Genomic DNA, 18,444 nt, shown 5'->3' with positions numbered 1-18,444 from the left:
GGCAGGAACGCGTTCCAGGAGGAGCCATGCGAGTGTTCGTGGCCGGTGCAACCGGAGTCATCGGTCGCCGGCTGCTGCCACTGCTCACCTCGCAAGGCCATGAGGTGATCGGCTTGGCTCGCTCGTACGGCGCCGCCGTCGAGGTCGAGCTACTGGGAGCCATGGCCGCCGAGGCCGATGCGCTGGACTCCCGGTCTTCGCCGCCTTGAGGTCGCTTGAAGAGCGGACCCGGCAGGCAGATGGGCTGGTACTTCGCCTGGGGCAGCTCTACGGCCACGGTGCGGTCTATGGCAGACACGGATCATTCGTCCGTCAGGTACAGGCCGGGAAGATGCCGCTCATCGGCTCCGGTGACGGCACCTTCTCCTTCACCCACGTCAGCGACGCCGCCTCGGCCATCGCCGCTGCCCTGCGCAGTCAGGTGCGCGGCGCACTGAAATCGCCTTCATGACCCAACTGCGCGGCGCCAACAACACCCTGGCCCGGCGCACCCTCGACTGGGCCCCGCACTACAGCTCATGGCGACAGGGATTCGCCGCGGAACTGACCCACGCCGCGCATTCCTGATCCCAGCGGCGACACCACGAACCACGCGGCAACACCTCTTCCGTCCCTGACACGAACCGCCGGGACACCGTTGGCACTACCAACGTACCGGCGAGCCGCGCGTTGCCGATCCTCGGCAACCAGACAGGCGCCAAGTCAGCCGACCAGGGGCGGTGTCAGACCGCGGCCGTCAGACAAGCATGGAAGTACATCGACGCTCTAGAAGGAGCAGATCATGAGTACTGAGGGGCGCACAGCCCGCACACCAAGCCGGGAGACATTGTCGGACCCGGCGTACCAGGCTTTCCTGGTTCTGCGAACCGTCTTCACCGTGGCGCCGATCGTGTTCGGCCTGGACAAGTTCGCCAACCTGCTCACCGACTGGCCTGCCTACCTGGCCCCCTGGATCAACGACATCGTCCCAGGCTCCGGGCAAGACGCCATGTACCTCATCGGCGTCATCGAGATCGTCGCCGGCATCGCGGTCGCCCTGATCCCCCGCTACGGCGCATTACTCGTCGCAGCCTGGCTCGCCGGCATCATCATCAACCTGCTCACCCTCTCAGGGTTCTACGACGTCGCCCTGCGCGACTTCGGCCTCCTCGTCGCCGCCCTCGCACTCGCCCGCCTCGCCACCAAGTACGCCCCCACACGCCACAGCTCCTGACGTGAACGCGAGCGACGTCCGAACGGAGAAGAAATGATCATCCTTTACCTGTTACTCACAGCGTTGGTTGTCGGCCTGATCGGGTCGGCGATGTGCGTCCGCGTGGTCAAGCAGTTCGAGCGTGGCGTCGTGTACCGGTTCGGCCGGGTGCGTCCCGCGATCCGTCCGCCTGGCCTCGCCTTGCTGGTACCGATCGCCGACCGGCTGCAGAAGGTCAACATGCAGATCATCACGATGCCGGTCCCAGCCCAGGACGGCATCACCCGCGACAACGTGACCGTCCGCGTCGACGCCGTCGTCTACTTCAATGTGATCGACCCGGTCCGCGCGGCCGTCGACGTCGAGGACTACATCTCGGCCATCGGCCAGGTCGCGCAGACCTGTCTGCGCTCGATCATCGGCAAGAGCGACCTGGACGACCTGCTGTCCAACCGGGAACGCCTCAACCAGGGCATGGAGTTGATGATCGACAGCCCGGCGCTGGACTGGGGCGTCCACATCGAACGGGTCGAGATCAAGGACGTCGCCCTGCCGGAGACGATGAAGCGGTCCATGTCGCGCCAGGCCGAGGCCGAACGGGAACGCCGGGCGCGCATCATCACCGCGGACGGCGAACTCCAGGCCTCGGAGAAGCTGGGCCAGGCCGCCGAGGTGATGACCAAGCACCCGGCCGCCCTGCAACTGCGCCTGCTCCAGACCGTCGTCGAGGTCGCCGCCGAGAAGAACTCCACACTGGTGCTACCTTTCCCGGTCGAACTGCTGCGATTTCTGGAGCGATCGACCCCGGCCGAGACGCCCCAGCCCGCCGGCGCCGGCTCGGTGCCTGATGCGGAAAGGGCCGCGGAGGACCGCGATGCCGCGTCCGATCGGTCGCCCGCACGTGAGATCGCACGATCGCAAGCGGACGCGGCACCCGGTTCCATGCACCGATCCACTCACCGCACATGGTGACGGCCAGCGCACCAGCTCTGCCCGGCGCAATCGCGACGGCGCCTCCCGCAACGACCAACTCGGGACACACCCGGTGGGGCGGACTTCACTCCGGGACCGCCGATCCGGCCTGGCAGCCGTGAGTCGTGGCATCAAGACCGGCCAGCGGGTCACGGCATGCCTTCTGGCGCAGCGCGCGGTCTGTGGAGCGAGCCACGCATCTATATCGTAGGACGACCTACTTGAGTAGGGCCGGATCTTCCGGTGATTCCACTGAGGATGTGATCCACGTGCAGCCCGACACGAAGCACGGCGAGCAGGCCGTCCGCGGTCGCCAGACGGTCCAGGTACGCCGAATCTACGACGAGCCCTCCGCCGGCGACGGCGTCAGGGTGCTGGTCGATCGGGTATGGCCCCGCGGCATCCGCAAGGACGCCGCGGCCATCGACGAATGGCTCAAGGACGTCGCACCGTCAACGGAGCTCCGCAAGTGGTACGGCCATGTGCCGGAGAAGTTCGCGCAGTTCGAGGCACGCTACCGCGACGAGCTCGAGCAGCCGGCCGCCAGGACGGCGCTGGAGCATCTGCGCACGCTGGCGAAACGCGACACCTTGACGTTGGTGACCGCGACCAAGGACGTGGATCACAGCCAGGCCGCAGTCCTGGCGCGGAGGTTGCAAGAGCCACAGTGACCTTTCGAGGCCCGGACCCATGGCGGCGGTGCTTCGGCCTGGCTACTGACCAGGGCGCTTCCCGATCTGCAGACCGGGACGGCGTCGATGGACGGTCAGGTAGGACAGGCCGTTCCGGCCGGCGGTGATGTTCCGGGTCGACCCGCGGGGCAGCCAGACAATGTTGCCGTCAGCAAGAACCTGTTCACCGTCGGGTGAACCGACGATGCCGTCACCGGCGATGACGATGAGTACGACGTCGAGATCGGGCTCGGTGTGGGTGTCCACGCGCTGACCGGCAGGTCGATGGATGAGGTTCGCGTCGAGCTGTCGCCCGGGCTCGGCGAGCGTCCACCGGGCACCCGACGGCACGAGTGAATCCTCGACGAGTTCGTGCACGTCGACCAGGACCCGTACCGTCGGATGCTCAGGCTGGAGTTCAACTGGAACCTTCGGCGACTCGTCAGGCATCAAGAGCGACCCGGCCGATCCGGACTCGCCACTCCTCGGGCCCGGCCTGCAGATAGTCCCAGCTGAAGGCGCCTCGGTATCTGGCTTCGAACTCGCGGCGCAACGGCTTGGGATCGTGGCTGTTGACGAGGACGAAGGCCTCTCCCGGAGCCAGCGCGGCGTACCTGGCGAACACGCGGGGATGACGGCCGCCACGAGCGATCCGCCGTACGTCGATCACCGTCGACTGCTCGACCCGCTCCCCCGCCAGATAGGCCTGCAGGCCTGAGGTCAGCAACGAAGGATCGACGCCAGGCAAGCCGGCGAGCGCGGGCAGCAACACCGACTCCTCGATCTGGAGCTGGGTATCCAAAGTCGCCATGATCATCACGCCGAGCCTCGCCGCATCCACAGAGCCGGCCGTCGCCAGTTCGTCGATCTGCGCATTGACTGCTGCGGCGCCGACTCTGAGAGCATCGGCCAGGAGCCGGGTCTCGTCATCCTCGGACGCGGGTGCATACAGGTCCCGATCCGCAGTCATCAGATACCGGCGCACTTCGTGGAGGCAGAAGTCCACCAACTCTACGGACCGAGGTTCGCCACCGTGGGCGCCGGGCTGCGTCGTGGTCAGTTCCGCCAGTCCGGACAGCAGCCGCTCGTGGGCCTCACGGACCGCACCTCGAGCGATCACGTCCGGATCGGTTTCGGTCGCCTGGATGAAGATCTCCGCAGCCGCCATGGTGTCGCCCTCCTCGCGTGGATGTTTTCAATGATTATTACATGTGCTATTTGTAGTAATTACAAGCGCCTGGACGAGGAGACTGTTGTGACCTACGTGATCGCGTTGCCGTGCGTCGACCTCAAGGACCGCGCCTGCGTCGACGAGTGCCCGGTCGACTGCATCTACGAAGGCGGGCGCTCCCTCTACATCCATCCGGAGGAGTGCATCGACTGCGGTGCCTGCGAACCCGTATGCCCGGTGGAGGCCATCTTCTACGAGGATGATCTGCCCGAGCAGTGGAAGGACTACCAGGCCGCGAACGAAGGATTCTTCGACGACCTCGGGTCTCCAGGCGGGGCCTTCAAGGTGGGTGCTGTCGCACACGACCATCCCCTCATTGCGGCGCTGCCGCCGCAGGAGCAGGCAAGCTGACCCCCATGACCAGGACTGATCAGACGGCCGACGACCAGCCACGCCGGCAGGCACTCCTCGAAGCCCTGCGAGCCTCCGCCGCTCCGCTGGGTGTCACCGAACTCGCCGAACAACTCGGCATCCACCCCAACACCGTCCGCTTCCACCTGGACGCCCTCGTGACGCAAGGACTCGTCGACCGCCGACTCCAGGAGCCGACCGGGCGCGGCAGGCCTCGAACCCTGTACACCCCACATCCCGGAATGGACCGAGGCGGCCGGCGCCAGTACCAACTGCTCGCCAAGATCCTGCTCGGACAACTGGCCACGACTCCCGATGCGGAAGTCGCAGCTGAGGCCGCGGGCCGCGGCTGGGGCGGCTATCTGGTCGAGAACATCCCGCCGTCACGTCAACTCGACGCACCCGAGGCTACGCAGCGGTTGACCGCGCTGATGACCGACCTTGGATTCGCCCCCGAACCCGACGACGCCGACGCCGACGCCACGCGCATCAGACTGCGGCACTGCCCCTTCCTGGAGCTCGCGGAGGAGTACTCGTCGACATTGTGTCCGCTGCATCTCGGTCTCATGCGAGGTGCGCTCACCGAGATCCGCGCACCGATCGTAGCGACGAGCCTTGAGCCGTTCGCCGAGCCCGACGCCTGCATCGTCCACCTCTCCCCCGCCCGCGGCCGCGCGCATCCTCGGCAGCGTCGCGACAGGAGCACCTGATGTACCTCACGAGAATCGGCACGACGCCCCGGCGCCGGCGCCAGGTTCTCCTGCAGCCAGTCGGCGACCTGCTTCGTCAGCCGCTCCTGGACCTGCAGATCGCGGGCGAACAGCTCGACGACCCGCGCCAGCTTCGACAGGAACTTGCCGGGCCCCGGACACCTGCACTAGCCCTTGAGCTCCGTGCCAGCTGCCGAATGAGGCGCGGATTCTCACGTGGTGTCTTCTCCTTCGGCCTCGATACCGCCGGTCTCCTCGAGATGCTCCACACGTGCGTCGTCGTCTCCCGCATCCAGCAGGTTGTCCTTGTCGGCCCGGTTGGCGGGGTACTCCGCGAGCGCGACGTCCGGGTGGTGCTTGTCGAACGCAGGGCTTTCGGACCTGATCCGGGGCAGCTTCTCGAAGTTGTGCCGCGGCGGCGGCGAACTGGTCGCCCACTCCAGCGAGCGGCCCCAGCCCCACGGGTCGTCCACTCCCACCAAAGGTGCTCTGCGGTAGGTCTTGTAGATGTTGTAGAGGAACGGCAGCGTCGAGGCGCCGAGGATGAAGGCGCCGATGCTGGAGACCTGGTTCAGGGTGGTGAAGCCCTCGTTGGCGCCGTACGACGCGTAGCGCCGCGGCATGCCCTCGACGCCGAGCCAGTGCTGCACCAGGAACGTGGTGTGGAAGCCGATGAACAGCAGCCAGAAGTGCAGCTTGCCCAGCCGCTCGTCCAGCATCCGCCCGGTGAACTTGGGCCACCAGAAGTAGAACCCGGCGAACATCGCGAACACCACGGTGCCGAACACGACGTAGTGGAAGTGCGCAACCACGAAGTACGTGTCGGTGACCTGGAAGTCCAAGGTCGGCGAGGCCAGGATGACGCCGGTCAGACCGCCGAAGAGGAAGGTCGTCATGAACCCGAGCGACCACAGCATCGGGGTGTCGAACGACACCGAGCCACCCCAGATCGTGCCGATCCAGTTGAAGAACTTCACGCCGGTCGGCACCGCGATCAGGAATGACATGAAGGAGAAGAACGGTAAACTCACCGCGCCGGTGACGAACATGTGATGTGCCCACACCGTCAACGAGAGCGCGGCGATCGCCAGCGTCGCGCCGACAAGCCCCATGTAGCCGAAGACCGGCTTCCGGCTGAACACCGGCAGGATCTCGGTGACAATGCCGAAGAACGGCAGCGCGATGATGTAAACCTCGGGATGCCCGAAGAACCAGAACAGGTGTTGCCAAAGTATCGGCCCGCCGTTCGCGGCATCGAAGACGTGTGCCCCGAGTAGGCGGTCGGCCTCCAGCACCAGCAGCGCCGCGGCCAGGATCGGGAACGCGACCAGCACCATGATCGAGGTGATGAGAGTGTTCCAGGTGAAGATCGGCATCCGGAACATCGTCATCCCGGGTGCCCGGAGGGTGATGATCGTGGTGATGAAGTTGACCGCACCCAGGATGGTGCCCAGACCCGCCATCCACAGACCCATGATCCACAGGTCGCCGCCAATGCCTGGTGAACGGACCGCGTTCGACAGCGGGGCGTAGCCGGTCCAGCCGAAGCTCGCCGCCCCGCCCGGGGTGAAGAAGCCGCTGACCGCGATCAGGCCGCCGAACAGGAACAGCCAGTAGCTGAACATGTTCAGTCGCGGGAACGCGACGTCGGGGGCGCCGATCTGGATCGGCATGATGACGTTCGCGAAGCCGACGAACAGCGGCGTCGCGAACAGCAGCAGCATGATCGTGCCGTGCATCGTGAAGAGCTGGTTGTACACCTCTTCGTTCACGATCTGCAGACCCGGCTTGGCCAGCTCGGCGCGGATGAACAGCGCCATCACGCCGCCGATCAGGAAGAACGCGAACGACGTGACCAGGTACAGCTGGCCGATCAGCTTGTGATCGGTGGTTGTGAGGACACGCACCAGCGCACGGCCCAGCGGCAAGCGGGGTCTTGCGGCAGGTTCTCCGGATCTGACCCTGGCGGTCAGGGACCATGCAAGGTCGTGGTGGGCGGCGACATGCGTCCGCTGCTCATACATCGGATCGTTTTCGCCGGCCTGAGATGTCTCCACGGGCCGACTCACCAGTTCGCCGGCGGGTCGCTGGCGGGGAAAGAATCCTCGCCCCACACATCGACGATGTCCCGCAGCGGTCGCGACGACGATCCCGGAGGAATGGTCGCGGTGCGCCAGGGATGCCGAAGCTTCTCCGACTCCTTGGAGAGTTGGCATCCCAGGCAGAGACTGGTCATCGGGATGGCCTGCAGCCGGTCCTCGGAGATGACGCGACCACAGCGCTGGCAGACACCGAAGCGACCGACGGAGAGCCGGAACAGAGCAGCGTCAACATCCGCCAAGGCAGCTCTGGCGGCTCTCATCAAGGCCACAGTCACCTCACTCTGAGCATCGTCGGACGCGGCCAACCCGTCGTAGGCGAGCTCGGTCAGCTGATCGAGACGAAAGCTGCGCTGCTGCTCGAGCTCGTGGCGGTACCACTGCAAGTCGACGGTGTGCGAGTCACGTGGTGCGCTGCGTGGAGCCGTCTGATCCAGATCGGTCATCGAAACCTCCTCGTCGGCGGTGATCGCGCGATCCCAACGATGCCGTCTTGCACGGGGGCTGAATACATGGCTGATCGGCGAAGGTCGGACTCCCTCGTTGCCGGGTATCGGCAACCTCGCAGACCTGTCTGAGGATCCGCGGTTTCCGTGCAGCGGGCACCGCACGACCGGCGCCCCGCTACCTCGAGCCTCGCGTTGGCTGTGTGCTCTATGGGGAGGTTCTTGATTCAGGGTTCGATCAAGCCGGCCCGGATCGCGTAGCGGGTGAGCTCCAGGCGGTCGCGAAGACCGAGTTTCTGGAGCATGTTCGCACGATGCCGCTCGACGGTCTTGATACTGATGAACAAGGTCTTGGCGATTTCCTTGGAGGAGTGCCCCTCGGCGACGAGTTTGAGGACCTCCTCCTCGCGGGCGGTCAGGATCTGCTCCGGGATGGCCTGTCCGAGACGCGCCCGATCCAGGTAGTTGCGGATCAGCGCGTTCACCGCACCTGGGTAGAGGAACGGCTCTCCACGCATCGCGGCGCGGCAGGCCTCCACCAGATCGCGATCGGCGACGGACTTCAGCACGTACCCGGCCGCGCCGGCCTTGAGCGCCTGGAAGAAGTACTGCTCGTTGTCGTACATCGTCAGCATGAGAATCCGCAGATCCGGATGGCGTGACGACAGCTCGCGGGCCGCCTGCAGGCCGGTCATTCGCGGCATCGCGATGTCGAGGATGGCGAGATCGATGTCGGTGGTCCGGGCAAGGTCGACGGCCTCCTTTCCGTCGCTGGCTTCGGCGACCACCGTCAGGTCGGGTTCGCTGTCGAGGATCAGCCGTACGCCCCGCCGTACGAGTGCATGGTCGTCCGCCAGCAGGATGCGGGTCGGGTCCGGTGCAGCCATCCTCAGTCGCCGTTCCTGTTGACCGGCACCAGCAGGTTCACCTCGGCGCCGCCCGTTGGCGCGGCGCCCAGGTCCAGAGTGGCGCCGACCAGGAGGGCACGTTCTCGCATGCCACGGATTCCTGCTCCTTCGTGCGCCAGTCCGAGGCCGCGGCCGTCGTCACGGATCCGGAGAGCGACGACTCCTTCGCTGTGGCGGAGGCTGATCTCGACCTGGGTCGCGTCGGCATGCCGAGCCACGTTGGTCAGCCCTTCCTGGGCGACCCGGTAGAGCACCAGCTCGGTCTGCTCGTCCAACGCCGGTAGCCCCGGCTGGAAACGGTGCCGTATCGACAGGCCGGTGTGCGTGGACAGCTCGGTCGCGAGTGCAGTCAAGGCGCTCACCAGACCAAGATCCTCCAGCACACCCGGTCGCAGTCTGTGCGCCAGACGGCGTACCTCGTCCAGGCTCTCGCGGGTGGTCTCCTGAGCGTGGCGCAGATCCGCACGCAAGTCGGCATCTTCGACCCGCTCGGCCGCGCGCCTGAGCTCCAGCAGTACGGCGGTCAGACTCTGGCCGACCTCGTCGTGCAGCTCCTGCGCGATCCGTCGCCGCTCTGCCTCCTGTGCAGACAGCGCCCGGGAACTGCTCGCCGCACGCTCGGCTTCCAACCGCTCCAGCATGTCGTTGAAGGCCCGGATCAACTGCGAGACGCCGCCACGCCCCGGGACCGGCAGACGCTGCCCGGGCCGAAGCAGATCGACGGTGGCCATCCTTCGGGTCAACCGGTCCAACGGCGCCAACCCGACCTGCAGCAGCAATGCGTTGGCGACCAGCATGACCACCAACCCACCCAGCAGCACCAGAGCCTCGGTGAACACCACCGGAACCGACACGGTCACCGGAGCCCACAGCAACAATGCTGTGGCGGCGGCGAGCACCACCGCATTCAGGGCGAAGATGCGCCAAAACAATGGCACTGCAAGCACCTCTCTCTTCACCACCGCGATCCGATGGCGCGGCAGCCCCACGCTGCACCCGCCGGACCACCTTCGACTCTCAGTCGTGAAGGTCGAGTGCCAGTGGACATCAGGGGTTGCATACCTTCCAGACTGCCTCCTATCTCGCCCCACGTCGATCGGGGCTGACACTCATCTTCCGACCACTGCGGGGCCAGTAGGTCGAGCGCAATGTTCACAGCTGATGGTCCCTACGAGCGCAGTAGCTCGAGGGCCGCCTGGATCATGCGCTCGTCGGTCGATTCGAGTCTCGGCCGGCCTCGGCCGGTGGAGTTGTGTGGCATCGGTCCTGACCTCTGGGAATAGATCTGCTCTCAATTATCGCTACACCATGTGTAGCGATGAATGGAGGAGCGATGAGTACGTCGTCATTGGAAGCGGTCGAGGTAGCGCTGCTGGTTCTGATCGGGGTGCTGACGCCGCTGATCTGCATCGGAGGCCTGGGATGGGCCTACCTGATGCAGGAGCGCGACTCGACCAAGCATGCACATCGATCGTCGGAGGAAAGGTAAAGATGGAGAAGATCGTCGTCGGCATCGACGGTAGCGAGACGGCGCGGCGAGCGCTCGAGTGGGCAGCAGCAGAGGCGAGCTTGCGCGGCGCCAGGCTCATTGTGGTCCATGCCTGGCAACAGCCGACTGCGGCCTTGATGTCGACATATGCTCCCCTACTGGCTGACCCGGCCACGCTTGCGGAGACCGCGCGACAAACGCTGACCGACAGTCTGAAAGCCGCGGACCTCACCGGACTCGTCAGTGAACCCGAACTGCTGGTCGTCCAGGGCCCGGCCGCATCGGCTCTCATTGGCGCCGCAGAGAACAGCTCTTTACTCGTCGTGGGCTCACGTGGCCGCGGCGGTGTCGCCGGCCTTCTCCTCGGCTCCGTCAGCCGACAGGTCGCGCACGAGTCCACGATCCCGGTGGTCATCATTCCTCCGACGGCAACCGCCCCGGATGTGCAGACGAGCTGACGAATGATTGCCCCAGGCAACGTAACTCCAGGGAAGCGGAAAATGGGTGTTGGACCCGATAGGCTGGGCCGGTACCAACGGAGATGGTGGTGGCATGAAGACACCACGGGTGACCTCCAGCGCGGTTGGTACGGCCGGCCGGCCGGAGCTGCACCGCAAACACGAGATCCTGCATCGCCTGCAGCACGAGCGAAACACCCGGCTCGCGCAGGTGAACGCCATGGAAGCCGACAAGCCCAACGCCAACGAGGAATTGGTCAAGGCACAGATCGCGGCGATCCGCCTGGTCCTGGCCGAGATCGATGCGGCGGTGGAACGCGTGCAGGACGGTTCGTACGGCGTTTGTCACGGCTGCGAGGTACGGATCCCGGTCGGGCGACTGGAGATCCTGCCCTACGTCCGCTACTGCGTGCGTTGCCAGCAGCAAGCCCTGTGACAACTGCCGGATACATGACCGAGGAGAGCCTGTGACCAGCCGGACGGCCACCGCCTTCAATGCCGGACTGCCTCGGCAGGAGCTCGCGACGCTGCGAGCAATACTGCTCGAGCAGCGCGCCTTCCGGCGCGAGCAACTCCGGACCATCCGTTCGTCGGTGCCGCAGGAGCCGATCGGCACCGACGGGTCGGCGCGGGCTGAGGTGCAGAACCATCTGGCCGTTGCGGCCCGGATCGTCCTGGCCGACGTGGAGGCCGCGCTCGACCGGCTGGACACGGGCCACTACGGACGATGCGTCCGGTGCCGCAAACCTGTTGAGGTGCGGCGGTTGCGGATCTGTCCGCAGACCGTGTACTGCGGCGAATGCCACCGCATGCGGGAGTCTGGGCAATGAAGCCGTTGCTCGCCGGCAAGTCGGTGCGTCGCGACAGATCGTCCGGGCGGAATCCCACAGGTCTCGCCATCGATCTGGGCAGTGCGCGTACCAGAGCGTGGACGCCCGGACACGGCCTCCTCGTCGACGTGCCGACCATGAGCGCCGGTACGGGGAAACGGCCGGTGCGCCGCGGGAAGATCGTCGACCGATCCGGAGCGGCCGCCCTGGTCGGTGAGCTGCTGAAGTCGCAGGTGGTCGCGGAACGGCGTCGTACGGTCGTGGCAACGATCCCACTCACCTCCGACGAGGTACATCGCGGTCACCTCCTCGCCGTACTCGATGCCCTCGGCCCCGAAACCATCCTGACGATCGACAGCGTCAAGGCGGCCGCGCTCGGCGCCGACGTCGACATGACCGAACCGCTGCTGGTCGTCGACCTCGGCGCTCAGCTGACCGAGGTCGCGCTGCTGGCCGGCGGCAACTTGTGCGGTGCGCGATGCCTGGAACTGGGAGTGCGCGACCCGATTTCTTCGACGCAGCTCGTCCAGGACATCGTGGAGTCAATGGTCCAGCTGATGGGTGACTGTGGTCCGCAAATGGTCGATGCTCTGGATCGAGGCGTCCTCCTGACCGGTGGCGGCGCGCTCCGCCCGCAAATCACGTACCAACTCTCGACCCAACTCGGCGCCACCGTCCAACCCGCCCCCGCACCCCACGCGGCAGCGGTCCGCGGTGCCGCACTCGCCCTCCAGGCAACCCACCGCCACCCCGGCGCCTTCTGATCCCACCCGATCGCCGTCAGGCATGGCGGGCGTTTGTCGGGGGTCGACCTCCGCGCTTTCGGCGAGGAGGCGATCCGGATCGCGACATCAGCGCCCGATGAAGTCCTGCACGATCGGCCCGAGGACCTCGGGCAGGGCGTCGTGCGGCTGCCCGGCCATGGTCAACCGACGGCCCTGTGGCAGCAGCTCTGCCACGGCCTGCGCGGTGTTCCGCCGCCAGGCCTGACTCTGACCGCCGTCGATCACCACCGCCGGCACGGTGATACCGCCGTCCCAGTGCGCCGGGATGCTGAAGTCGCCCATCAGCAGAACGTCGTAGACGAGGGTCGGCGCCAGCGCCTCGAGGTCCTTCCACAGGGGTGCGCTTCGCATCGGCGCGACCACCTCGGGAGGCATCTCGACTGCGGTGACGAGGAACAGCTCGGTCGCATCGCCGTACCGATCGTGAGCGATCAGCTGCCGTAGCCGGCCGGCGAGCTCGAGCGGCACCGGCCGCGTGCCGTCGATGATGAAGGGCGGCTCGATCAGGATCAGTCCGCTGATCGGCACGCCGGCCGCAGCCGCCTCGGCCGCGAGCACCGCACCCGAAGAGACGCCGAGTGCGTACGCCGTGCCGCCGACAAGCTCCACGACCGCGGCGAGATCCTCCAGCTCCCGCTCGACCGCCCACGGCTGCACGTCACCGCTCCCGCCGCGACGACGCCGGTCGTACGTCGCCACGGTGAACCGGCTCGCCAACCACTTGGCTAACGGGACGAACGCCCGCCGATCGTTCAGCGCCCCACCGACCAGCACGATCGCCGGACTGCCGGCGCCGTACACCTCGACGGCGATCGGCGTACCGTCCGCCGAGACGACAGTCTCCAACCGCCGTGTCGCCGAAGGCAACGGTTTGGCGGGCGGCTCCTCGCCGTACAGTCCGCCGAGGTAGGCGAACAGCTCGCTGTGCCCGTACAACCGCGGCTCGGTGTGCTGGGCAAGACGCTCGAAGTACTGTTCGTACCGTCTCCGGACCGACTCCCCCTCGCCCGCCTCCGCCAAACGCTGCTGGCAGAACGCACGTACCGTCTCGAGCAATCGGTAGCGCGATCCCGACGTCCCGTCCACGCGAACCACCAGCGACCGATCGACCAACCGGCTCAACAGCTCCGCAACTTCGGTCAGCGGTACGTCGTCTCCCGTGCACACCGCCTCCGCCGCGGCGAGCGTGCAACCGCCGGGATGCGGCGCGAGCCGACGCAGCACCGCCTGCTCGCGCTCGCTGAGCAGATCCCAGCTCCACTCGATCATCGCGGACACCGTCTGCTGCCGGCCCGGCACACCCCGCTGCCGATACCGATCGTCGAAACGCTCGGCCAGGTCCCGGACATCCATCGCACCCGCGCGGCCCGCGGCCAGCTCGAGCGCGAGCGGGAGCCCGTCGAGCCGCCGGCACAACGCAACCACCGCTTCCCTGTTGTCCGGGGTCAGCTCGAAGCGAGGATCAACAGCCCGGGCCCGGGTGACGAACAAGCGGAGCGAGGTGGGTTCGTCCAAGGGCGGAACCGCCAGGCGGTGCTCACCGGCGATCGCGAGCGCCTCCCGGCTCGTCGCGAGAATCCGCAGCTCCGGTGCATCGCGCAGAAGTTGGGCGACGACCGCGGCAGCGGCCTCGATCACGTGCTCACAGTTGTCGAGGACAAGCAGTCCCGGTGCGGGGTCGACCGCGGCCGCGACCTGGTCGGAGTCCAACGCGGCGAGCTCGACCAGCCGCGCGTCGGGCATCCGGCGCGCGGCCTCCAGGGCCAGGCTGGTCTTCCCGACCCCTCCCGGACCGGTCAGCGTCACCAGCCGCGCCGAGTCCAGCAAGCTGACCACCTCATCGACGTTCCGGCCGATCAACTCGGTCACAGCCGCAGGGAGATTCGAGTCCGAGCGTGCTCGAGGCGCCGGCTCCTCCGTGAGGATCGACTGGCGCAGCGCGACCAGCTCCGCACTCGGATCCAGCCCGAGCTCAACGCGGAGCCGGTCCCGCAGGTCGGCATAGCTCTCCAAGGCCTCAGCCTGCCGCCCTGTCTCGTGCAATGCCCGCATCTGTACGGCGCGCAGCCGCTGCCGCAACGGGTTGTGGGCAACGAGCTCGGCCAGCTCGGCCACCAGGTCCTCGTACTCGCCGAGCACCAGCCGAGTCTCGGCGTACGCCTCCTGCACCGCGAGCCGCTCCTCGTCGAGGCGGTCGACCGCCGCCCGCGCGAACGGGTCCGCCGCAACCTCGGCGTACGCCGGACCGCGCCACAACGTCAGCGCGTCGGCGAGCGTCGCCGCACGCATCCGGGCGCTACCGGTCTGCCGGGCCCGCGCGGCGAGAGCGCGGAACAGGCCGGAGTCGAGCGCCTCGGGGGCGACATCGATCAGGTAGCCGGGCGGACTCGTCCGGATCAGCTTCCGGGCGCCGGGCTCGGCCTCGTCGAGGGCGCGACGGAGTTGGGAGACGCGGGTCTGCAGGGTCGCGGTCGGGTTGACCGGGAGCTCGTCGCCCCACAGGTCGTCGATCAGCGTGGCCGCAGCGACCGGCCGACCGGTGTGCAGCAGCAGGTCGGCGAGCAACGCCCGTACCTTCCGGTCCGGGAACCGCACTGCCCGACCGTCGCCGGTCCACGCGGTGACCGTCCCGAGTACCCCGAAGCGCATAATCCCAAAGTATTTCCGAAGTGGTCCGCCGCAGGCTCTCTGGCATGCCAACGACTGCCACTCAATCGGAGAAATCCGCGCCGCCCCGGCTGCTGGCGGGCGCGCTCGCCGGTCCGCTGTACGTCGGGATCGGGACGGTCGAAGCGATCGTCCGCGACGGTTACGACATCCGCCGGCACTCGCTGAGCCTGCTGGCCAACGGAGCCGGCGGCTGGATCCACTCGACGATGATGGTCGTGACCGGCCTGCTCACCGTGGTCGGTGCGCTCGCGCTGCGGCGCGCCGGCGTCCGGTCGCGCTGGGCCTGGGGCGGCATCCTCGTCTACGGCGCCGGGGTCGCGGCAGCCGGTCTGATGCGGGCTGACCCGATGGACGGCTTCCCGATCGGTACGCCGCCAGGGCTCCCGGAGACAACGTCCTGGCACAGCCTCGGGCACATGCTCTCCGGGTTCATCGGCTTCGTGGGGCTGATCGTCGCCTGTTTCGTTCTCGCGCGCGCCTTCCGCCGGGAAGGCGACGGCCGGTGGTCGGCGTTCTCATTGGTCACCGGGATCGTGTATCTGCTCGGTCTCATCGGGATCGCGACCGGTGGCGGCACGAAGGTCTTCAATCTGGGCTTCACGGTCGCGGTCATCGTGGGCTGGGCCTGGTTGACCCTGTTGATGATCCACCTCCGCACGGAGGGGCTCCGATGACGTTCACCGCCGAACTGCTGTCGACCCGCAAGCACACCGCCGGCTTTGAGGGACGAGCGCGCTGATGCGGTTCATTGCCGTACTGCGGTCTGCGGAGGACTACGGCTTCCCGCCTCCAGTACTGGCCGAGCGGCTCGCGGGCCTCCATCAGGAGGCGGCTCGTTACGGCATTCTCCTCGACACTGCCGCACTCCTCCCGTCCACAACGGCGACTCGAGTCGTGGTCGATGGATCCGAGATGGCGATCAGGGAGGGACCTAGCGGCCAAATCGCACCTGTCGGCGCCTATGCCGTGTACGACGTGGCGATGCGGGAGGAGGTGGTGCACTGGACCAGGCGCGCGATGGACCTGCACCGCCGGAGCTGGCCGGGGTGGCGGGGCGAGGCCGAGATCCGGCAGATCGTCGGCCCGGCGGCTTGAACACAGACAGCCTCTCCGCAGTACGAGCGGCATCCGCAGCGGGAGGCCGCCTGCCGCCGCGGAACACAGACACACCTGGTGCGACCGGGCCGATCGACTGGATCGGGTCTTCGAAGCTTTTGTTCACTCTGAGATATCTGGGGCATTTCGTGGTCAATTCACCGAAGGTGAGTGCGGTTCTCCTCTCGCTGGGTCTGGCGGCGAGTCTTGTGGCCTGCTCCTCCGGCAACGAGCAGCCCGAGGCGGCCGCGGAAGACAGCCGAAGCCACGGGCAGAGCTCGCCGACGCTAGAGGCCGGTGACGACTTCTCCCAAGGGGGCATGGTCGTCACGGCGCAGTGCTCGCCGGGCGATAGCGGGGGTGGGCTCGTCACCGTCGACGGCTGGAATCCGCAGACCTTGCAGAAGATGGCGCACGCGGAGTTCCAGCTACCGGACACGGTGCTCACCAAGCCCGAGAAGGTTAGGCCGGGCACCGCTCTGGAAGGCCTCTGCGCGCCGGACAGCCGGATCTCCAGTGGCGACATTCTGGCCGTCAGATCACTGTTCGATCGGGACTTCACGAAGCTGGCTGTGGTTGTCCAGGATCCCGAGAGCATGGCGACGCACGTCGGCTATGTCGACCGCTCGAGCAAACTGACCGACCTGACCGGGCCGGAGGACTTCGGAAACACCCCGCACGAGGACAACGCCGCCATGGCCCCGGACGGGAACGCGGTGTGGTTCACCAGCGAGGTCGACGACACAGATCGGATCGCAAGCCGGGCGGTCACCGGAGACCACAAGACAGACGAGCAGCCGATCGAGAACGTCGGCGAGTCCCATCTGTTCGTCGTCGGAACACCGGCTACGGCTGTGGTGGGCGGCAGCGCTCGCCTCTCGCCAGACGGGAAACGTCTTCTGGCCGAGGGTAAGCTCCTGCAACTCCCGGCTGACCGTCGGGTCATCGGTCCTGAGATGATCGGCCAGGCACCGTCGGTGTCGTGCGGAGAATCCGGGAGTGCTGCGCCGATCCGCTGGATCGACAACGACACAGTGCTGTGTGATGGTCCTGGGGGGAGATTCTCGACGCTCGATGTCGCTCCGAATGCGAAGCCCAGCGCGCCGATACTGCCCGCCAACGATCACAACAACTATGTTCTGGGCATCTCGCCGGACGGGCAGCGGTTCGCGTTCCTGTCAGTGATGGAGTCCGAACGGCACTACTACGTTTCCGACCTCCAACCAGGCTCCGTACCCACGAAGATCGAGCCGCCCGCAGAGTTCTCGAAGATGATCGGCGCCCTCTTCGTCCTCGACTGGCGCTGAAATCGACCGCGGCCCCGTGCGGCGCAGTCGCCCCGTGAGCGCCGCTCGAGCCGGCAAAGCGCTCACAGTTCGGCCACCAGGCATGGTCCATGAAGTGACTACCGTCGGGACCATGGCTGAGGGGAGTGAGGAAGTGACCGTGGATCTTGCGCCTAGCGGACGTCGTTGATGAGGTCGACCTGGGGTTGACCCGTTTCGACGGACAGGGTCGATGTGAGGTTGGTTCACGCTACCTGTTCGTGGGTGGTGACGTGGGTTGTTTCGAAGGTGGCGGGGCTGAGGTAGCCGAGGGTGGAGTGGCGTCGGCGGGTGTTGTACCAGCCCTCGATGTAGTCGAAGATCGCGCTGGTGGCGGCTTTGCGGGTCGGCCAGGCGCGGCGGTGGATGAGCTCGGTCTTGATGGTGGCGAAGAAGGACTCGGCGACCGCGTTGTCCCAGCACTGGCCCTTGCGTCCGACGGAGAGTTGCACGCCGTAATCCCTTGCCAGGTTGGCGTATTGGGTCGAGGTGTACTGACAGCCGCGATCGGAGTGGAACACCACCCTGGGCGCTGGCCGGCGCCGGTTCACCGCGTCGGTGAGCGCGTCGGCGATCAGGTCGGTTCGCAGGTGGTCGGCAGTCGCCCAGCCGACCACCCGGCGGGAGGCGAGGTCGATGACGGTGGCCAGGTAGAGCCAGCCTTGCCAGGTGTGGATGTAGGTGATGTCGCCGCACCAGCGGGTGTCCAGCGTGGGAGGCCGGTCGGGGTCGATGGTGAAGTCACGCCCGACCAGATCCGGGCGGGCTGCCGCGGCCGGGTCGGCGATGGTGGTCTTCTTCCAATGGCGCGGCGCGCGGCCGTGCAGGTCGTTGAGTCGCATGAGCCGGGCGACCCGTTTGCGGGAACACCTCTCGCCTTGAGCGTGGAGTTCATGGTGGACCCGCGGGGAGCCGTAGGTCTGGCTGGATTCGCCGTGGATCTGGACGATCTTGGCGGTCAGTTCGGCGTCACGCCGGGCCCGGCGTGATCCGGGGTTGGCGCGGTCGGCGTAGTAGGCGGAACGGGAGACCTTCAGCAGTTCACACGCCCTGGCGACGTTGTGGTTGCCGGCCTTCTCCGCCTCGATGAACGGGTAGCAGTTCACCGGGTCTCCTTGATGCTCCTATGTCAAGCGGCTCACTGGTCAGGCCGCGATGGCCACCGGTGGCGTGGTTTTGGTGTCCTGTTGCTGGTCGGCGCGCAGGGCGGTG

23 protein-coding genes are annotated in these 18,444 nt (G+C 67.0%); 15 read left to right on the top strand and 8 right to left on the bottom strand.

Annotated features, from left to right (window positions below):
- Window positions 1-26 precede the first annotated feature (26 nt).
- The 5 genes from EV651_RS10455 to EV651_RS10435 all read left to right on the top strand — a co-directional run bounded on the left by EV651_RS10455 (window position 27) and on the right by EV651_RS10435 (window position 2,835).
- Complete coding sequence (locus EV651_RS10455) at window positions 27-209, top strand: NAD-dependent epimerase/dehydratase family protein (protein ID WP_133784617.1); 183 nt, start codon at window positions 27-29, stop codon at window positions 207-209.
- Window positions 206-451: an NAD-dependent epimerase/dehydratase family protein gene (locus tag EV651_RS10450; RefSeq protein WP_133784615.1), complete on the top strand. Its 246-nt coding sequence runs from the start codon at window positions 206-208 to the stop codon at window positions 449-451. The genes EV651_RS10455 and EV651_RS10450 overlap by 4 nt, the downstream gene beginning before the upstream one ends.
- Window positions 452-781: 330 nt before the next feature.
- Window positions 782-1,213: a DoxX family membrane protein gene (locus EV651_RS10445; protein WP_133784613.1), complete on the top strand. Its 432-nt coding sequence runs from the start codon at window positions 782-784 to the stop codon at window positions 1,211-1,213.
- 33 nt (window positions 1,214-1,246) lie between these two features.
- Window positions 1,247-2,164, top strand: coding sequence for a slipin family protein (locus tag EV651_RS10440; protein WP_166658568.1), 918 nt, complete (start codon window positions 1,247-1,249; stop codon window positions 2,162-2,164).
- Window positions 2,165-2,424: 260 nt separating this feature from the next.
- A complete protein-coding gene (locus EV651_RS10435; RefSeq protein ID WP_370352432.1) occupies window positions 2,425-2,835 on the top strand; it encodes a DUF488 domain-containing protein in 411 nt (136 codons plus the stop codon).
- Between the two features lie 42 nt (window positions 2,836-2,877).
- Here EV651_RS10435 and EV651_RS10430 read toward each other — a convergent pair whose 3' ends face one another.
- Together EV651_RS10430 and EV651_RS42300 are read right to left on the bottom strand one after the other, a co-directional pair.
- Window positions 2,878-3,285 (bottom strand): hypothetical protein, encoded by a 408-nt coding sequence (locus EV651_RS10430; RefSeq protein WP_202870262.1) that lies wholly within the window; start codon window positions 3,283-3,285, stop codon window positions 2,878-2,880.
- Complete coding sequence (locus EV651_RS42300) at window positions 3,278-4,003, bottom strand: DUF2249 domain-containing protein (RefSeq protein ID WP_133784611.1); 726 nt, start codon at window positions 4,001-4,003, stop codon at window positions 3,278-3,280. The genes EV651_RS10430 and EV651_RS42300 overlap by 8 nt, the downstream gene beginning before the upstream one ends.
- 87 nt (window positions 4,004-4,090) lie before the next feature.
- Here EV651_RS42300 and fdxA point away from each other — a divergent pair, with 87 nt between their 5' ends.
- Together fdxA and EV651_RS10415 are read left to right on the top strand one after the other, a co-directional pair.
- On the top strand, window positions 4,091-4,417 hold the full coding sequence (gene fdxA / locus EV651_RS10420) for a ferredoxin (protein ID WP_133784609.1): 327 nt from the start codon (window positions 4,091-4,093) through the stop codon (window positions 4,415-4,417).
- A gap of 5 nt (window positions 4,418-4,422) precedes the next feature.
- Window positions 4,423-5,127, top strand: a complete 705-nt coding sequence (locus EV651_RS10415) for a metalloregulator ArsR/SmtB family transcription factor (RefSeq protein WP_133784606.1) — start codon at window positions 4,423-4,425, stop codon at window positions 5,125-5,127.
- Between the two features lie 212 nt (window positions 5,128-5,339).
- On the opposite strand, the gene ctaD is transcribed toward EV651_RS10415, so the two are convergent.
- From ctaD to EV651_RS10390, 4 genes are all read right to left on the bottom strand, one after another.
- Window positions 5,340-7,151, bottom strand: a complete 1,812-nt coding sequence (gene ctaD, locus EV651_RS10405; RefSeq protein ID WP_133784604.1) for a cytochrome c oxidase subunit I — start codon at window positions 7,149-7,151, stop codon at window positions 5,340-5,342.
- Between the two features lie 41 nt (window positions 7,152-7,192).
- Window positions 7,193-7,672, bottom strand: coding sequence for a TraR/DksA C4-type zinc finger protein (locus EV651_RS10400; RefSeq protein WP_133784602.1), 480 nt, complete (start codon window positions 7,670-7,672; stop codon window positions 7,193-7,195).
- Between the two features lie 227 nt (window positions 7,673-7,899).
- The gene (locus EV651_RS10395) at window positions 7,900-8,559 is read right to left on the bottom strand and encodes a response regulator transcription factor (protein ID WP_133784600.1); all 660 of its coding nucleotides are present in this window, start codon (window positions 8,557-8,559) and stop codon (window positions 7,900-7,902) included.
- Between the two features lie 2 nt (window positions 8,560-8,561).
- Window positions 8,562-9,518: a HAMP domain-containing sensor histidine kinase gene (locus tag EV651_RS10390; RefSeq protein WP_133784598.1), complete on the bottom strand. Its 957-nt coding sequence runs from the start codon at window positions 9,516-9,518 to the stop codon at window positions 8,562-8,564.
- A 395-nt stretch (window positions 9,519-9,913) separates the two neighbouring features.
- Between EV651_RS10390 and EV651_RS41305 the strand changes: the two genes are divergently transcribed.
- The 5 genes from EV651_RS41305 (at window position 9,914) to EV651_RS10370 (ending at window position 12,121) form a co-directional block, all read left to right on the top strand.
- Window positions 9,914-10,069, top strand: a complete 156-nt coding sequence (locus EV651_RS41305; protein ID WP_166658567.1) for a hypothetical protein — start codon at window positions 9,914-9,916, stop codon at window positions 10,067-10,069.
- A 2-nt stretch (window positions 10,070-10,071) separates the two neighbouring features.
- Window positions 10,072-10,527, top strand: a complete 456-nt coding sequence (locus tag EV651_RS41300) for a universal stress protein (protein ID WP_166658566.1) — start codon at window positions 10,072-10,074, stop codon at window positions 10,525-10,527.
- A gap of 94 nt (window positions 10,528-10,621) precedes the next feature.
- A complete protein-coding gene (locus tag EV651_RS10380) occupies window positions 10,622-10,963 on the top strand; it encodes a TraR/DksA C4-type zinc finger protein (protein WP_133784594.1) in 342 nt (113 codons plus the stop codon).
- 31 nt (window positions 10,964-10,994) lie between these two features.
- Window positions 10,995-11,357, top strand: coding sequence for a hypothetical protein (locus EV651_RS10375; RefSeq protein ID WP_133784592.1), 363 nt, complete (start codon window positions 10,995-10,997; stop codon window positions 11,355-11,357).
- Window positions 11,354-12,121 (top strand): rod shape-determining protein, encoded by a 768-nt coding sequence (locus EV651_RS10370; protein WP_166658565.1) that lies wholly within the window; start codon window positions 11,354-11,356, stop codon window positions 12,119-12,121. The genes EV651_RS10375 and EV651_RS10370 overlap by 4 nt, the downstream gene beginning before the upstream one ends.
- 87 nt (window positions 12,122-12,208) lie before the next feature.
- Here EV651_RS10370 and EV651_RS10365 read toward each other — a convergent pair whose 3' ends face one another.
- Window positions 12,209-14,791 carry a BTAD domain-containing putative transcriptional regulator gene (locus EV651_RS10365; RefSeq protein WP_133784588.1) on the bottom strand — a complete coding sequence of 861 codons (2,583 nt, stop codon included), beginning with the start codon at window positions 14,789-14,791 and terminating at the stop codon, window positions 12,209-12,211.
- A 44-nt stretch (window positions 14,792-14,835) separates the two neighbouring features.
- On the opposite strand from EV651_RS10365, the gene EV651_RS10360 reads away from it, so the two are divergent.
- The 3 genes from EV651_RS10360 to EV651_RS10350 all read left to right on the top strand — a co-directional run bounded on the left by EV651_RS10360 (window position 14,836) and on the right by EV651_RS10350 (window position 17,214).
- The gene (locus EV651_RS10360; RefSeq protein ID WP_133784586.1) at window positions 14,836-15,486 is read left to right on the top strand and encodes a DUF998 domain-containing protein; all 651 of its coding nucleotides are present in this window, start codon (window positions 14,836-14,838) and stop codon (window positions 15,484-15,486) included.
- Between the two features lie 64 nt (window positions 15,487-15,550).
- Entirely contained in the window at window positions 15,551-15,907 is a 357-nt protein-coding gene (locus tag EV651_RS10355) for a hypothetical protein (RefSeq protein WP_133784584.1), read from the top strand.
- Window positions 15,908-16,074: 167 nt separating this feature from the next.
- Window positions 16,075-17,214: a hypothetical protein gene (locus tag EV651_RS10350; RefSeq protein WP_133784582.1), complete on the top strand. Its 1,140-nt coding sequence runs from the start codon at window positions 16,075-16,077 to the stop codon at window positions 17,212-17,214.
- A gap of 224 nt (window positions 17,215-17,438) precedes the next feature.
- Here the strand turns inward: EV651_RS10350 and EV651_RS10345 are convergent, their stop codons facing one another.
- The gene (locus tag EV651_RS10345; RefSeq protein WP_133784580.1) at window positions 17,439-18,338 is read right to left on the bottom strand and encodes an IS3 family transposase; all 900 of its coding nucleotides are present in this window, start codon (window positions 18,336-18,338) and stop codon (window positions 17,439-17,441) included.
- Between the last annotated feature and the right edge of the window lie 106 nt (window positions 18,339-18,444).

This window comes from Kribbella sp. VKM Ac-2571, assembly GCF_004362255.1.
GTDB classification, from domain to species: domain Bacteria; phylum Actinomycetota; class Actinomycetes; order Propionibacteriales; family Kribbellaceae; genus Kribbella; species Kribbella pratensis.
Note: the sequence above shows the minus strand (reverse complement) of the source record. Positions and strands in the feature narration are given on the sequence as shown.